Annotated in this window: 13 protein-coding genes; 1 reads left to right on the forward strand and 12 read right to left on the reverse strand. The window is 43.4% G+C overall.

Going from position 1 to position 15083, the window contains the following annotated elements:
• The 7 genes from PGW42_RS13895 to PGW42_RS13925 all read right to left on the reverse strand — a co-directional run.
• On the reverse strand, window positions 1–728 hold a 728-nt coding region (locus PGW42_RS13895), incomplete at its 3' end, for a phosphoenolpyruvate-utilizing N-terminal domain-containing protein (protein ID WP_270235158.1).
• A 4-nt stretch (window positions 729–732) separates the two neighbouring features.
• Window positions 733–996 carry an HPr family phosphocarrier protein gene (locus PGW42_RS13900; protein ID WP_008368491.1) on the reverse strand — a complete coding sequence of 88 codons (264 nt, stop codon included), beginning with the start codon at window positions 994–996 and terminating at the stop codon, window positions 733–735.
• 99 nt (window positions 997–1095) lie between these two features.
• Window positions 1096–3285: a PTS transporter subunit IIABC gene (locus tag PGW42_RS13905; protein ID WP_270203813.1), complete on the reverse strand. Its 2190-nt coding sequence runs from the start codon at window positions 3283–3285 to the stop codon at window positions 1096–1098.
• Window positions 3286–3522: 237 nt separating this feature from the next.
• Entirely contained in the window at window positions 3523–4908 is a 1386-nt protein-coding gene (locus PGW42_RS13910; RefSeq protein WP_270203814.1) for a sodium-dependent transporter, read from the reverse strand.
• Between the two features lie 349 nt (window positions 4909–5257).
• Window positions 5258–6001, reverse strand: a complete 744-nt coding sequence (locus PGW42_RS13915) for an amino acid ABC transporter ATP-binding protein (RefSeq protein WP_373143560.1) — start codon at window positions 5999–6001, stop codon at window positions 5258–5260.
• Window positions 5998–6642 carry an amino acid ABC transporter permease gene (locus PGW42_RS13920; RefSeq protein WP_008368496.1) on the reverse strand — a complete coding sequence of 215 codons (645 nt, stop codon included), beginning with the start codon at window positions 6640–6642 and terminating at the stop codon, window positions 5998–6000. The genes PGW42_RS13915 and PGW42_RS13920 overlap by 4 nt, the downstream gene beginning before the upstream one ends.
• 46 nt (window positions 6643–6688) lie before the next feature.
• Entirely contained in the window at window positions 6689–7519 is an 831-nt protein-coding gene (locus PGW42_RS13925; protein WP_055249341.1) for a transporter substrate-binding domain-containing protein, read from the reverse strand.
• Between the two features lie 409 nt (window positions 7520–7928).
• On the opposite strand from PGW42_RS13925, the gene hydF reads away from it, so the two are divergent.
• Window positions 7929–9176, forward strand: coding sequence for a [FeFe] hydrogenase H-cluster maturation GTPase HydF (hydF, locus tag PGW42_RS13930; RefSeq protein WP_117836251.1), 1248 nt, complete (start codon window positions 7929–7931; stop codon window positions 9174–9176).
• A gap of 731 nt (window positions 9177–9907) precedes the next feature.
• Here hydF and PGW42_RS13935 read toward each other — a convergent pair.
• The 5 genes from PGW42_RS13935 to pta form a co-directional block, all read right to left on the reverse strand.
• A complete protein-coding gene (locus PGW42_RS13935; RefSeq protein ID WP_008368500.1) occupies window positions 9908–11122 on the reverse strand; it encodes an LL-diaminopimelate aminotransferase in 1215 nt (404 codons plus the stop codon).
• Between the two features lie 26 nt (window positions 11123–11148).
• Entirely contained in the window at window positions 11149–11976 is an 828-nt protein-coding gene (gene dapF / locus PGW42_RS13940; protein ID WP_117559128.1) for a diaminopimelate epimerase, read from the reverse strand.
• Between the two features lie 23 nt (window positions 11977–11999).
• Window positions 12000–12545 carry an ANTAR domain-containing response regulator gene (locus tag PGW42_RS13945; RefSeq protein ID WP_118199599.1) on the reverse strand — a complete coding sequence of 182 codons (546 nt, stop codon included), beginning with the start codon at window positions 12543–12545 and terminating at the stop codon, window positions 12000–12002.
• A 37-nt stretch (window positions 12546–12582) separates the two neighbouring features.
• Entirely contained in the window at window positions 12583–13914 is a 1332-nt protein-coding gene (glnA, locus tag PGW42_RS13950) for a type I glutamate--ammonia ligase (protein WP_270203824.1), read from the reverse strand.
• A 168-nt stretch (window positions 13915–14082) separates the two neighbouring features.
• Window positions 14083–15072, reverse strand: coding sequence for a phosphate acetyltransferase (gene pta / locus PGW42_RS13955; RefSeq protein WP_195255955.1), 990 nt, complete (start codon window positions 15070–15072; stop codon window positions 14083–14085).
• Window positions 15073–15083: the final 11 nt, after the last annotated feature.

Consider the following 15083-nt stretch of genomic DNA (forward strand, 5'->3'; position numbering starts at 1 on the left):
TCGCGCTTTTCGGTCATAGCCTTCATGGTCTCTTCATCCGGATCAATGTAGATGGTCCCGGTAAAGCCGTCGATGGCTGCCATATGTCCATCATATTCTTTTGCAAGCCCTTCTCCCAGACCAATAACGGCTGGGATGTTCATAGTCCTTGCAAGGATTGCCGTATGGGAATTTGCTGATCCGTACATGGTTGCAAAGGCAAGCACTTTGGACTTGTCGAGCTGAACGGTCTCACTCGGTACCAGGTCATCTGCTGCCACGATCACCGGTTCGTCTGCCACAACACCGCTTTCCCCGGAATCCGAAAGGATACCGAGAAGTCGGTCCGATACATCTTTTACATCGGCCGCACGTCCCTGCATGTAAGCATCATCCATAGATGCAAACATCTGGGAGAAGTTATCTCCTGTCGTCGCAACAGCATACTCTGCGTTGACTTCCTGGGTGGTAATAATATTCTTAATCGAATCCACATAATCCAGATCCATCAGCATCATCTGATGTACTTCAAAAATTGCCGCATTGGCTTCTCCTACATCTTCCATTGCCTTGTCATACAACTCACCGAGCTGTGCGATCGCAGTCTCCTGGGCATCCTCAAAACGTGCCACCTCTGCTTCGGTATCCTCTACATGATACCGTCTTACCTGCTTTTCCTGTCTTTTATAAAAAGCAATCTTCCCGATGGCTACGCCACCAAAAACACTTTTACCACTTAGTGTAATCATAATCCTACAGATTCTCCTCTAATACTTTCTGGATTTCGGCGATTGCGTCTTCTTCGTCTTCGCCTTCAGCTGTGATGATAACCTCATTTCCTTTTTTTACGCCAAGACTCATAACTGCCATAATGCTCTTTGCATTGACTTCACGTGTATCTCCTGCTTTTTTGATCTTAATATCTGAAGTTTTTTTCGCAATTGCTTTTACCAGAATTCCTGCCGGTCTTGCGTGGATTCCCTGTGCATCTGTTACTACATACTTAAATTCTTTCATGATAAATTCTCCTCGTCTTTTTCTTTCATTTTTAGTTTACTTTTTTGACAGCGTTTTGCTTGCCAAAGCACCGCCATTATTAAAACAGCTTTCGCTGTTCTATTCTACTGTATCTACGGCAAATAGTGGATCGCCGGCTTTAACTTCTCCCGTCGCAAGGAGACGTACTCTCTGATTCTCTTCCAGTTCTGTACAAAGTACCGGTGAACAAAGAGACGGTGCATGCGAAGTCAGGAATGGAATATCGATCTTCATAAGCGGATCCCCCTTCTTCACTTTCTGACCATTTTCTACAAATACTTCAAATCCTTCACCGTTCAGAGATACGGTATCAATACCGATGTGAAGCAGCATGCCAAGTCCGCTTTCTGTCTGGAACCCAAGTGCATGCTTTGTTTCAAATACGAAAAGCACTTCTCCATCTTCCGGTGCGCAGATCACAGCATCTTCCGGTGTAACAACAGCTCCGTCACCCATCATTTTTCCTGCAAATCCTTCATCCGGACAGGTTGTAATATCGCCTGCCATACCGGTGATCGGACTGGATACAACAATTGTATTTACCACTTTTTCCTGGGTTTCATTATTTTCATTTACAGTATCTGTATTTTCTTCAGCTGAATTCTCTTCTGACACAGCAGCGCTCTCATAATATTCATCCGGAGCTGTTTCCAGATAATCTTCCAGTTTAGACTTAATCACAGTTACCTGCGGACCATAAATGATCTGGACACCCTGTCCCTTTTTCACGATTCCTCTGGAACCTGTTGTCTTGATGATCTCATCATTTACGCGGGCTGCGTCATGAACTGTGATACGAAGTCTTGTTGCACAACAATCCACATCACTGATATTTTTCTTTCCGCCAAGTCCCTGTGTGATTGCCTCACTTACCGGATCTGCGGTCCCTGTATTCGCTGCTGTTTCTTTTCCTGCTTCTTTTCTGGCATTTACATCTGCCTTTGTATATAATTTTGTCTCTGTATCATCATCTTCACGTCCCGGTGTCTTGAAGTTAAACTTTTTGATCAGGAAACTGAAGATAAAGTAATACAGGAAGAAATAAATAATTCCAACCGGAATGATCCGAAGCCAGCTTGTCTTTGCATTTCCCTGCAGGATACCGAAAAGGAACAGATCCAGAAAACCACCAGAGAAGGTAAGTCCTACTGCTATATTCAGGATATGTGCGATCATGTAAGCAGAACCTGCAAGCACTACCTGTACAGCAAAAAGTGCCGGTGCAACAAAAAGAAATGAGAATTCCAGTGGCTCTGTAATACCCGTCATCATGCAGGCAAGTGTTGCAGAAAGGAGAAGTCCTCCTGCCTGTTTTTTCTTTTCCGGTTTTGCACAGCGGTACATCGCAAGTGCCGCTCCCGGAAGTCCGAAGATCATAAAGATAAATTCACCTGAGAAATATCTGGTCGCATCTGCGCTGAAATGTGCGATATTTGCAGAATCAGCAAGCTGTGCAAAGAAGATGTTCTGTCCTCCCTGTACCATCTGTCCCGCAACTTCCATTGTTCCACCGACTGCTGTCTGCCAGAATGGCATGTAAAATACGTGATGAAGTCCGAACGGAATCAAAGCTCTCTTAATAATACCAAAAATCAGGGTTCCCAGATATCCGCTTCCGGTTACCAGTCCGCCAAGTGCATAAATTCCATTCTGTACAACCGGCCAGGCAAAATACATTCCAATCCCAACAAACATGTACACCAGTGTAGAAATGATCGGAACAAATCTGGACCCTCCGAAGAATGATAACGCATTTGGAAGAACGATTTTGTGAAAACGGTTATGCAGAGCAGCAACACCAAGTCCTACAATAATACCACCAAACACACCCATCTGTAAGGACTGGATTCCGCAAACAGAAGTGATGGTTCCTTCCAGTACATTCGAAGCGATCGTTCCATCTGCGGTAATCTCTCCTGTGATCACAAGCATTGCATTGATTGCAACATTCATAACAAAGAATGCGATCAATGCAGAAAGTGCCGCTACTTCTTTTTCTTTCTTTGCCATACCGATTGCAACTCCAACCGCGAAAATCAGTGGCAGGTTGTCAAATACAGCACTTCCTACTTTGTTCATGATAATGAGTAACGAATTCAGGATGGTTCCGTCTCCTAAAATTTTCTCCAGACCATAAGTCTGGATTGTGGTAGCATTGGTAAACGAACTACCGAATCCCAGCAGCAGACCCGCTACCGGAAGAATTGCTATCGGAAGCATGAAGGATCTTCCAACTCGCTGCAATACGCCAAAAATTTTGTCTTTCATTGCATGTACTCCTTTTCCTCAAGAAATTTTAATTACCTGGCTTATGCCTATGATATTATTTTCTTTCGTGGAAGCCTTTTATCCGAATTTTTGACGCAAAAAAGGCACTAACCCCACACAAATATCAAAATAATATCTATGTATGGTTAATGCCTGCCGTACAGTTACACACCAAAATCTGTAACTTACAATAATTTATTTCCCACTAAATGTCAAGCCTTTTCTGAAATTTTCTTTTTATAATCCTACGGACTGCACTAAAAGAATCAGAAGCATCAACGGTGCAATTACCTTGATCATTGCAACATAAAGCTTTTCTCTGCCAAACCTGTATCCGCCAAGTGTCACTTCATCGATGATCACTTTTGGTTTTACAATCCATCCGATCAGAATACAGGTAAGCAGTGCCACCATCGGCATCAGACAGTTATTGCTGAGATAATCCATCACGTCCAGAATCTGCGCTACCGTGCCGTTCGGAAGTTTCAGTTCGAAATAAAGCTTGTTGTATCCAAGACATACGATCACACCAACGATCATTCCATATAAAGTAGTCAGGATCGTTCCTTTTTTTCTGGATACATGGAATTTATCCATCATGCTTGATACGATTGCCTCCATAACAGATACAGAAGAAGTAACCGCTGCAAAAGATACCATCAGAAAGAATACAATTCCTACCAACACTCCTGCTGCCCCCATTGCTTTAAATACTTTTGGCAGAGATACAAACATCAGTCCCGGTCCTGCAGACATTCCTTCGGTTCCCATAAAAGTATAAACAGCCGGAATGATCATAAGTCCTGCCAGAAGCGCTACAAGCGTATCAAAAAACTCAATCTGGTTGATCGACTTCATCAGATTGGTCTCTTTCTTCGCATAGGATCCGTAAGTAACCATAATTCCCATCGCCACGCTGATCGAGAAGAAAAGCTGTCCCAATGCATCCATCACAACCGAAAGGAAACTTTTAACCGTCATCCCTCTAAAATTCGGGATCAGGTAAATCGCCAGTCCCTGCATACCGGTTCTTGTCACTCCATCTGCATTTGTATGTTTCAGGGTAAGGGAAAATACAGAAATTCCCGCAATCAGTACAAACAGGATCGGCATCAGAATCTTACTGTATTTTTCAATTCCTTTATTTACTCCTTTATAAACAACCATTGCCGTAATAAGCATATAGATCAGCATCCATATGATCGGCTGTGCGACCTGTGTAATATAGCCTGTAAAATATCCGTCTTCTGCTGCCTGCGCCCCATGACCTGTGAGAAATGCCGACAAATATTTGAGTACCCATCCACCAATCGAGCAATAATACGGAAGAATGATAACCGGTACTGCACATGCAAGCACACCGATTCCTCCCCATCCTTTATGCATCTGTTCATATGCAGTAAGCGGACTCTGTCCTGTCTTACGTCCGATCGCGATCTCTGTTGTCAGCAACGTAAACCCAAAGGTAAGTGCCAGTACCACATAGCACAGAATAAACACTCCGCCTCCACCTTTTGCTGCCAGATACGGGAATCTCCAGATGTTCCCCAGCCCGACTGCACTTCCCGCAGCCGCCAGCACGAATCCGATCGAGCCGGTAAAATTACTCCTCTTCTTTTCCATCTTTTCTACACTCCTTTTACAGTGGTGCCTCCGTACACACCATCTCCAGCTTTTTAATAATATGATGTGAGTGTCAATAAGTATCAATTGCTTATTTGTGCGAGCACAAACGCAATTGATACTTTTGACACTTACATCATAATATAGAAATTATATTTTTCTATAAGCCAAAAACACCTCCGCCGTATGGCGAAGGTCCCTTCTTTAGCTTTCTTCTTATTTTAACAATCGGATATAGGAAAGTCAATGGAAGTATTTTACTCATTTTCTTGATCTTTTTTACACTGGGGCAGGCTCTCACCTGCCCCTTTATGAGTAGTATATCAATAATTTTTACAAAACGTCTTATTTATGCAGTTGCCGGAAGAACACGGGATAAGAATGACTGCGTCCTTCTCTCTCTTGGTGCTGTAAAAATTGCATCCGGTCTGCCTTCTTCAACAACATATCCGTCTGCCATAAAGATGACCCGGTCTGCCACATCACGTGCAAAGCCCATTTCATGTGTTACAACGATCATCGTCATTCCTTCTTTCGCAAGAGATTTCATAACATCAAGTACATCTCCTACCAGTTCCGGGTCCAGCGCCGATGTCGGCTCATCAAACAACAACGCTTTCGGTTCCATTGCCAGTGCTCTTGCAATGGCAACTCTCTGCTGCTGTCCACCTGAAAGTGTACTCGGATATACATCCGCTTTATCCTTTAATCCTACCTTATCCAGAAGTTCCAGTGCTTTTGCATGCGCTTCTTCCTTATTCATGTGTTTGGTAAGGATTGGTGCCATCATAACATTCTGAACAACAGTCTTAAGCGGAAACAGATTGAATTTCTGGAAAACCATTCCGACTTCCTCACGGAATTTGCGGATGTCACAATTCTTATCGAGAAGATTCTTCCCCTCATACTGTACAGTTCCGCCTGTCGGTCTTTCAAGCTGATTGATGCATCTTAAGAAAGTACTCTTTCCCGATCCGGAAGGTCCGATGATACAAACCACTTCACCTTCATTGATATCAAGATTGATATCCTTTAATACCTCCAGGTTCCCAAATTTCTTCGACAAATGATTTACTTTAATCATACCAATCACCTCATTTTCCTTTCTATCTGTTTCTGGACAATTATCAGTACCGAAAGTATCACCAGATAAAACGCTGCCAGTGCTGTGTATGTAGGAATTGCTTTAAAACTCAACGCTGCATACGCCTGTGCCTGATGCGTGATCTCATTAACCGCAATCGCAGATAAAAGTGCGGTATCCTTAACAGAAATGATAAACTGGTTAAATAATGCCGGAAGTGCCGCTTTAAATGCCGGTGGGATAACCAGATGGATCATCGTCTGTGCACTTGTAAGTCCAAGTGATGCACCTGCTTCTTTCTGTCCCGGATCAATGCTCATCAACGCACCTTTTACAATTTCTGAAATAAATGCACCGGAATTCAGTGCGATAACGCCAATTCCCACTGCAGTGCTTCCAATATCGACACCCAAAAGCTTCGGAATTACAAAATATCCGTATAAAGCCTGCACCATAAGCGGTGTCGCACGAATGATCCAGATGTAAACTTCTGCAATTGCTTTCCCTATTTTATATTTCGACTGAAGCAGATATCCACAGAGGCTTCCGATCAGGAAGCCAATTGTGATACCGACAACAGCAATTAAAATCGTAAGTTTTAATCCCTCAAACATCATTGGAAGTAAAACATTCAAAAAAGTCATATCCATATACTATCTCATCCTATCTTCTTTTTAGTTGCTGTCTGTTCTTTGATTATTCACACCATTTCGCATAGAGTTCATCTGTTGTGCCATTATCAATCAGTACCTTTACAGCTGCATTGATTTCATCATAATATTTGCATTCTTTAGAAATTGCTACGCAATACGGTGCCTGGCCCTGATTAAACTCATCCCCGACTACCTCCAGGTTGCTGTCCGGTGTTGTCTTAATATAGAAATATGCTCCAGGTCCATCCTGAATAACAGCATCTACTTTTCCCTGCTCCAAAGATTCATATGCAGTTGTGATCGTGTCATGTACTTCAAGCGTTGCACTTGTAAGGTTCTTGCTTGCATAAGTATGAGATGCGGTTCCCTTTTCAACGGCTATTTTTTTATCCTTCAGATCATCAACACTCTTAATTCCTTTATCGTCATTTTTATTTACCATAACGACCTGACCGGAATCACAATAGATATCACTGAAGTCCATAACTTCTTTTCTTTCATCTGTTGCACAAAGTGCTGCTGCTCCGATGTCCAGTTTATTTTCAGCAAGTGAAGTAGTAAGTGCCGAATAATCCATTGCCTGGAGGCCACCATCGATTTCGAATCCCAGAAGCTCCTGCAGATCATTTAACAGATCAACATCATATCCGATCAGCGTCTTTCCGTCCTCATCATAGTATGTAAATGGTCCGAAAAGTCCGGTTGTTCCGACTTTCAGTTTGACACCTTTCATGCTGTCCTTCAGCTCGTCTTCTGTATATTCTTTCTTTGTATCAGAGGTTTCCTTTGTATCTTCTTTTTTACTTCCACATCCTGCTCCAAGTACTGTTACCATTGCTGCACACATTAAAACTGCTATTAATCTTTTTTTCATAATAATAATCCTCCTTAACTGTGTAGTGAAAACGTAAGGGCGCATCACAAATTCTTTTGTAATGCGCCCTTGCATTTCCGTCCGCAGACACTCTCTCGTTCCCGGGATTGTTTGAGAAATTACTTTGCACTTCTGATTACTTTCTTTTCTGAAATACAAAAAGGATGCCGCATCTGATGCGACATCCTTGTCTGTTCTGTTCTTTATGAACTTGTGATTATTTTACCGTACTTTCACACTTTAGTCAATGAAACTTTTATCCAAAATTGCCAGTTTTATATGTTTCTTTTAAGTAAATTTTCACAAAATTGATTTTCTATAGTATATGTGTTACACTATTTTCAGATTCAAACTGACTGCAAAGGAATTCCTGCGCAAAAAGAATACAAAAAAGGAGATTACAAAAACTATGAGTCTTAACAGCACCCCTTCTGCAGATCGTGTACATATCGGTATCTTCGGTCGCAGAAATGCCGGAAAATCCAGCATCATCAACGCTATCACCGGACAGAATCTTGCCATTGTATCTGATGTTCTCGGAACAACTACCGATCCGGTTCCAAAGGCAATGGAACTTCTTCCCCTCGGACCTGTCGTGATCATTGACACCCCGGGGCTTGACGACATCGGAGAACTCGGTGAACTGCGTGTCAAAAAAGCCTACCAGATTTTAAACAAAACAGATATCGCTGTTCTGGTAATCGATGCCTCTCTTGGCATGACACCAGAAGATTTATCCATCTTAAAGAAAATACAGGATAAGAAGATCCCTTACGTTGTGGTAAAAAATAAATCTGACCTCTGCTCTTCTGCTGAAAATAGCGCAGTCTGTCCGAACCTGGATTCTATGCCGGATGCTTCTTTTCATATAGATGCTTCCAACAGTATCGAAGTCAGCACAGTAACCGGATACCATGTTCATGAATTAAAAGAACTGATTGCAAGCCAGGCTCCGGAAGAAGATCAGGATAAATATCTCGTCCGCGATCTTTTAAATCCAAATGATTTTGTCGTTCTGGTCGTCCCGATCGACTCTGCCGCCCCAAAAGGACGTCTGATCCTCCCGCAGCAGCAGACCATCCGCGATGTACTGGAGGCTGGTGCAATCTCTATTGTAACCCGTGACACAGAATTGAAGGAAACACTTTCGTCTCTTGGCAAAAAGCCACGCCTTGTCATCACCGACAGCCAGGCGTTTGCCAAAGTATCTGCCGATACACCGGAAGATATTCCACTGACCTCTTTTTCCATCCTGCTTTCCAGATACAAAGGGAATCTGAAGCTTCAGGTCGAAGGCGCACAGATGCTGGACAAGTTGGAAGATGGTGACAAAATCCTCGTCTGTGAAGGCTGCACCCACCACAGGCAATGTGATGACATCGGAACAGTGAAGCTTCCTCGCTGGATCCGCCAGCATACCGGAAATAAAGACCTGCACTTTGAATTCACAAGCGGGACCGAATTCCCGGTTGATCTCTCACCTTATAAACTCATTATTCACTGTGGTGGCTGCACCCTGAACGAACGCGAAATGCAGTATCGTCTCAAATGCGCCGAAGATCAGGGCGTACCGATCACGAACTACGGAACCGCTATTGCTCACCTGAAAGGGGTATTGGAGCGGAGTCTCATACCGGTTAGGGGAAGTTTGGAATAAGGTTACGGGCGAAGTGGGGACGAGGTGACGGTTTCACGCCGGTCTTCATCGCCTGCATTCTGTAAAATTTAATCGGGACGGAAGTTGCGACATCGGACTGATTCGCTGGAAAATCTGATGATTTTCCGGCTCAGGCAGTCCTCAGATTCCGTACTTGTAGTACGAAATCTGGTCACAATTTCCGTCCCGATTAAATGAACAGACTGCACGGCTCTTACGAATGGCGTGAAACCGTCACCTCGTCCCCACTTCACCCTTACGTTATTCAAAGCTTCCGCATTGGCGCATCATAGATGCGCCTCGCTGTGGATGGAAGGATTGTTTGTTTAGAATTGAAATTAATTCTTATTGTGTTTACTTTTATTCTGGCTTATATGTTATGAGTGATTTTGTTTTGGTATAGACACACATAACGGTTGAATAAAGCTTAAAGCCAGGTATCATTTTAAATTGTCTGCAGCGCCCAGGGCGTCGGATCACGGTGTGGATTTGGCGGTATATGGCGGCGTGTTACAGCCTGTTAATGAAAAAAAGAGAAAAGTGTGATCGGATTTCGTACCCCAAGTACGAAACTCCGAAGACTCCTGAGATGGAAAATCATCAGATTTTCCGTCGAATGAGTCTGGTATCACACTTTTCTCTTTCTTTTCATGTTACAGGCTGTTCACGCCAGAGTCCACCGCCAAATCCACACCGTGATCCGACGCCCGTCCCTGCAGCCAGATTTTCAATTAAATATTCTCAATTCTCTTGATCGCTTCCAGCGTATTCTCGTAACTTCCAAATGCTGTCAGGCGGAAGTATCCTTCCCCGCTCGGTCCAAATCCTGATCCCGGAGTTCCGACTACATTTGCTTTTTCAAGAAGGAAATCAAAGAATTCCCATGAAGTCATGTTATCCGGCGTCTTTAACCATACATATGGTGAGTTCACTGCTCCGGATACCGTGTATCCGGCATTCTTCAGACCTTCATAAATCGTTCTTGCATTCTTCTGATAGTATGCGATCTGCTCTTTTATCTGTGCTTTTCCAGCCTCTGTATAAACAGCAGCTCCGGCTTTCTGTACGATATAAGGTGCTCCATTATATTTTGTTCCGTGACGTCTTGCCCACAGTGAATGAAGCATCACATCTCCGCACTTAAGATCTTTCGGAATGATTGTTGCGCCAAGACGTACTCCTGTAAATCCGGCATTCTTAGAAAAACTTCTAAGTTCGATTGCACAGGTTCTTGCTCCTTCACATTCAAAAATACTGTGTGGTACATCTTCCTCTGTGATATATGCTTCATATGCAGCATCATAAATGATCACTGCCCCGTTTTTATTTGCATAATCTACCCATTTCTGGAGTTCATCTTTTGTGATAGCCGCTCCGGTCGGATTGTTCGGGAAGCATAAATAGATCATATCCGGTACTTCTTTTGGCAGTTCCGGTACAAATCCATTTTCTGCTGTACAAGGCATGTAGATTACATTGCTCCATGTTTCTGTCTTTGGATCGTAAGTTCCGGTACGTCCTGCCATTACGTTTGTATCCACATATACAGGATATACCGGGTCTCCTACTGCGATTCTGCAGTCAGGTCCAAAGATCTCCTGGATATTTCCAGAATCACTCTTTGCTCCGTCTGAGATAAAGATCTCATCTGCAGCAATATCACATCCTCTTGCCTGGAAATCATTCTTTGCGATCGCGCTTCTTAAGAATTCATATCCAAGATCCGGTGCATATCCGTGGAATGTCTCTGCGTGTGCCATCTCATCAACTGCACTGTGAAGCGCTTCGATGATCGCAGGTGCAAGCGGCTGTGTTACATCACCGATTCCCAAACGGATGATCGGTGCATCCGGATTCGCTGCTGAGAACGCTGCAACTTTTTTGGCAATATTGGAAAACAGATAGCTTCCCGGTAACTTTAAGTAGTTTTCATTTACACTGTACATATGTCGTCTCCTTTGTGATTTGATCTTTATAGTACACCATCAAATACTTTAACCGCAGGCCCCTCCAAAAATACATGATTCACCTTACGATCCCATCTGACAGATAACTCTCCACCTAATAATTTAACGATTACTTCCTCATCTGTCAAGTCATTCAGCACAGAAGCCACAACTGCTGCACATGCTCCGGTTCCGCAGGCAAGCGTTTCACCAACACCCCGCTCCCACACACGGATCTCCATCCGGTCCCTCGCAGTCACATGACAAAACTCGATATTTGCTCTCTCCGGAAATCTCGGATGAAATTCTAACTCCCTTCCTGTCTCTTCCAGAGAAATCCCGTTTATCTCTTCTGAAAAGATTACCGCATGCGGATTTCCCATCGAAATCCCGGTCATGCGGTAGTTCTTCTTCTGTACCTCAATCGGATCATTGATCACCAGATCCTTTTCACTCAGGATTGGAATGCTATGCGCGTTCAGTCTTGGAACACCCATATCTACCATAGCACCGCAGGCTTTCCCATCCTGAATATGAAGGTGCATGTTACGAATTCCGGATTTCGTCTCGATACTGAGAGTTTCCTTTCCGGTAAGTCTGTAATCATATACATATTTTCCCAGGCATCGGATGCCATTGCCGCACATCCCGGCAACAGATCCATCCGAATTGTATATCTCCATTTTAAAATCAGACACCTTTGACGGACATATCAGAATCAGACCATCCGCTCCGATCCCGTAATGCCTGTCACAAAGCGCTCTTGCAAATCCAGGTGGATCTTCCACCCTTTCTCTGAAGCAGTTTATACACACATAATCATTTCCAAGACCATGCATTTTTGTAAAGATCATATATCCTGCCTCTTTAATCTCCTTTATTCCGCCATAATACTAAGTACCATCTGAGCTGTCTCCACCATATTGACACCGCTCTCCATACTACATTTCTGCAGATAGCGATGCGCTTCTTCCTCCGTCATATTATTACGTTCCATCAGAAGACTCTTTGCCTCTTTTACAAGTGCCTGCTGCTCCGGATTCCGATTCTTAAGCTCTGCTCTTCTTTTCTTTCTCCGCCTGCCAATCGATTGTGCCATCATCTCGATCGTGTTCATCAGATCAAATACCTTAAATGGCATCGACAGGCTGATCACTCCCGGCGTCCTGTCACTGCATTTCTCCGGCGATGCGATCAAAAGCATCTCAATCGTACCCGGCAGATAATCTCTCAATTCATTATATAACATATCTTTCATTTTATAACCACAAACTACAATTCCATCATCCAGATTATCTGCCAATTGAACCGCCTGTGCTCCGGTTACCCCCACACCAATCACGTCAAATCCATTTCGTACCAGTATATTGCGAATATTGGTTGCAATCTCCTTTTTTGGAAATACAACAATAATACTGCTCATAATACCAGCCTCCTGCCTTTAGAATTGGAAAGTTTCTTTAGAATTTCTGTAAGTACTCATTAATTTCCCATTCTGTAACCTGAGTGCGGTATTCTCTGTATTCTGCACGCTTTGACTCAATCAGCTTCTGTGACAGTTCTTCTCCCAGTACTTCCTGCATAAACTGATCTTTCTGGAATTCTGTGATTGCTTCTCTTAAGCTTGCCGGAAGCTCCTCAATTCCAAGTGCATTTTTCACCACATCTGTCATTTCGTAAATATTCTCATCTACACTCTCCGGCGGCAGGATCTTGTTTTTAATTCCTTCCATTCCGGCAGCCAGACATACGGCAAGTGCCAGATATGGATTTGCTGCCCCATCCGGACTTCTGAGTTCGACTCTTGTGCTTTCCCCTGATACCCTTGGAATACGGATCAGAGGAGTCCGGTTATTCGCTGACCAGGCAATATATACCGGTGCCTCATATCCGGGAACCAGTCTCTTATAGGAATTCACGATCGGATTTGTGATAAAGCTGATCGCTTTGATATGTTTCATAAGTCCGCCGATAAAATAGTAAGCCTCCTGGCTCAGACCATTCGGATCTTTTTCATCTGCAAAAACATTCTTTCCATCTCTTGACAGAGACATATTCAGATGCATTCCTGAGCCATGGATACCATCCTTTGGCTTTGGCATAAATGTAGCATGAAGCCCGTGTCTTTTTGCGATTGTTTTGGTAACAAGCTTAAATGTCATGATATTGTCTGCTGCATCCAGCGCCTCTGTATATTCCAGATCGATCTCATGCTGTGCCGGTGCCATCTCGTGATGAGATGCCTCCACACCGTACCCCATATCTTCCATTGTAAGAACAATATCACGTCTTGCATTCTCTCCCTGATCCAAAGGTCCCAGATCAAAATATCCTGCACGTTCATTGGAAATCGTCGTCGAATTTCCCGCATCATCCGTCTCAAACAGGAAAAATTCGCATTCCGGTCCTACGTTAAAGTCATATCCCATCTCTTTTGTCTCGGAAAGTACCTTCTTAAGAACATGTCTCGGATCGCTTTCGTAAGCTGTTCCATCCGGTCTGTAAATATCGCAGATAAATCTTGCAACCTTTCCCTGCTGCGGTCGCCACGGGAAAATTTCAAATGTATTCAGATCCGGGTGCAGATACATATCCGATTCTTCGATTCTGGCAAATCCTTCTATCGAAGATCCATCAAACATACATTTGTTATCCAGTGCTCTCTTAAGCTGGCTTACTGTAATCGCTACATTCTTCATTGTTCCGAAAATATCGGTGAACTGCAGCCTGATAAATCCCACGTCTTCTTCCTCGACAAGATTCAGGATATCTTCTCTCGTATAATTTTTCATATTCATACAAATCCTCCCGTTTTTACTACTCATAAATGAAATATCAAAAAGTCTCATATATTAAAGACCTATGATACTCTGATAATACAACAAGGGCGTTCTCAATCCATTTTGAAAACGCCCTTGTTTGTTATATTATAATTTTCGTCTGAATATTTGTCAATACTCTTAGTCTTCTACGAGTGCTGCTGTGATGATTGCCATAGAATAAACTTCTTCTGCATTGCATCCACGGGACAGGTCGTTGATCGGTGCATTAAGACCAAGAAGGATCGGTCCGTATGCATCAAAGTTACCAAGTCTCTGTGCGATCTTATATCCGATGTTACCTGCGTTGATATCCGGGAAGATAAATGTATTTGCCTGACCTGCTACTTCACTGTTCGGGCATTTTGTTCTTGCAACACGCGGAGATACAGCTGCATCAAACTGAAGCTCTCCTTCGATCGGAAGTGAAGGATACAGTTCTTTTGCTTTTGCTGCTGCATTACGCATCTTATCTACATCTTCACCCTTTCCAGATCCAAGTGTAGAGTAGCTTAAGAATGCAACCTTTGGATCGATACCAAAGTGTTTACCACATTCTGCAACTTCCCATGCGATTTCTGCAAGCTGATCCTCTGATGGTTTGAGATTAATCGCGCAGTCACCCATAGCAAGAACTTCGTTCTCACCTGTAGCTGACGGACGAACCAAAATGAAGCAGGAAGATACACAGCTTGATCCCGGTTTGGTCTTGATCAGCTGAAGTGCCGGACGTACGGTATCTGCTGTAGAGTAAGTAGCTCCTCCAAGAAGTGCGTCTGCAACTCCCATCTTAACCAGCATGGTTCCAAAATAGTTGTTTCTCTTAAGTGTCTTTGCTGCCTGCTCCGGTGTAACACCTTTGCTCTTACGAAGTTCGCAGAACAGTTCTACCATCTCGTCAAATCTCTCATAATCATCCGGATCAATGATCTCTCCGCCACGGATGTTATATCCATACTTTTCAGCTGCTTCTAATACTGCTTCTTTATTTCCAACAAGAATTGGTGTAAGGAAGCTTCCTGCTAAAAGACGGGAAGCTGCCTCAAGAATTCTCTCATCTGTTCCTTCTGTAAAAACGATCGTTTTTGGATTTTTCTTCAGCTCTTGAATCATCATGCCGAAGCCTTTCATATTGTCCATTA

The sequence above is a fragment of the Coprococcus sp. TM115-187 genome (genome assembly GCF_027679115.1).
GTDB lineage: Bacteria > Bacillota > Clostridia > Lachnospirales > Lachnospiraceae > Allocoprococcus > Allocoprococcus comes.

What these genes read in the sequence shown, in the direction of transcription:
- PGW42_RS13920 (WP_008368496.1), bottom strand. Translation starts at nt 6,642, where the DNA reads ATGGATATGACTTTTTTGAATGTTTTACTTCCAATGATGTTTGAGGGA.
- PGW42_RS13905 (WP_270203813.1), bottom strand. Translation starts at nt 3,285, where the DNA reads ATGAAAGACAAAATTTTTGGCGTATTGCAGCGAGTTGGAAGATCCTTC.
- hydF (WP_117836251.1), top strand. Translation starts at nt 7,929, where the DNA reads ATGAGTCTTAACAGCACCCCTTCTGCAGATCGTGTACATATCGGTATC.
- pta (WP_195255955.1), bottom strand. Translation starts at nt 15,072, where the DNA reads ATGAAAGGCTTCGGCATGATGATTCAAGAGCTGAAGAAAAATCCAAAA.
- PGW42_RS13925 (WP_055249341.1), bottom strand. Translation starts at nt 7,519, where the DNA reads ATGAAAAAAAGATTAATAGCAGTTTTAATGTGTGCAGCAATGGTAACA.
- PGW42_RS13900 (WP_008368491.1), bottom strand. Translation starts at nt 996, where the DNA reads ATGAAAGAATTTAAGTATGTAGTAACAGATGCACAGGGAATCCACGCA.
- glnA (WP_270203824.1), bottom strand. Translation starts at nt 13,914, where the DNA reads ATGAAAAATTATACGAGAGAAGATATCCTGAATCTTGTCGAGGAAGAA.
- PGW42_RS13945 (WP_118199599.1), bottom strand. Translation starts at nt 12,545, where the DNA reads ATGAGCAGTATTATTGTTGTATTTCCAAAAAAGGAGATTGCAACCAAT.
- PGW42_RS13910 (WP_270203814.1), bottom strand. Translation starts at nt 4,908, where the DNA reads ATGGAAAAGAAGAGGAGTAATTTTACCGGCTCGATCGGATTCGTGCTG.
- PGW42_RS13935 (WP_008368500.1), bottom strand. Translation starts at nt 11,122, where the DNA reads ATGTACAGTGTAAATGAAAACTACTTAAAGTTACCGGGAAGCTATCTG.
- dapF (WP_117559128.1), bottom strand. Translation starts at nt 11,976, where the DNA reads ATGATCTTTACAAAAATGCATGGTCTTGGAAATGATTATGTGTGTATA.